This is a genomic window from Brevundimonas denitrificans, from assembly GCF_030160755.1.
GTDB lineage: Bacteria > Pseudomonadota > Alphaproteobacteria > Caulobacterales > Caulobacteraceae > Brevundimonas > Brevundimonas denitrificans.
In genome coordinates, this window is record NZ_BSOY01000171.1 from 1 (window position 1) to 747 (window position 747).

1 protein-coding gene is annotated in these 747 nt (G+C 56.5%); it reads right to left on the bottom strand.

Translation table 11 applies throughout. The features are described 5' to 3' along the window. A partial coding sequence (eno, locus tag QQJ79_RS15575) for a phosphopyruvate hydratase (RefSeq protein WP_431307613.1) occupies positions 1–747 on the bottom strand: 747 nt, incomplete at both ends.

Below are 747 nucleotides of genomic sequence, written 5' to 3' on the forward strand. Positions count from 1 at the left end.
GAGCTGAACCTTGTCGCCAATCCGGTCGGTCAGCAGCTTCCAGCCATCCCAGTCATCTTCGGACATGCCATCCTCGATGGAGATGATCGGGTAGTCGTTGACCAGTTCAGCGTAATACTCAACCATTTCCTCGGCGGACAGAACCTTGCCCTCGCCTTTCAGGTTGTATTTACCGTCGCTGTAAAATTCAGTGGATGCCGCATCCAGTGCCAGATAGATATCCTCGCCCGGTTTGTAGCCGGCGGCTTCGATGGATTTCATGATGAAATCAAGGGCGTCACGGGTACCGCCGATATTCGGGGCAAAGCCGCCCTCGTCACCCACATTGGTGTTGTGACCGGCGTCGGAAAGCTGTTTCTTCAGGGTGTGGAACACCTCGGCGCCCATGCGAATGGCTTCACGAATATTGCTGGCGGAAACCGGCATGATCATGAATTCCTGAATATCAATGGGGTTGTCCGCATGTTCGCCACCATTGATGATGTTCATCATGGGAACCGGCAACGTGCGGGCAGACGCCCCGCCAACATACCGATAAAGCGGCAGGCCCGTATCATCGGCTGCGGCCTTGGCAACGGCCAGACTGACACCCAGAATGGCGTTGGCACCAAGGCGCGCCTTGTTCGGGGTTCCATCCAGTTCCATCATGACCCGGTCGATGGCGATCTGGTCGTCCGCATCCATACCGGCGATGGCGTCAAAGATTTCACCATTGACGGCTTCAACGGCTTTCAGGACGCCCTTGCC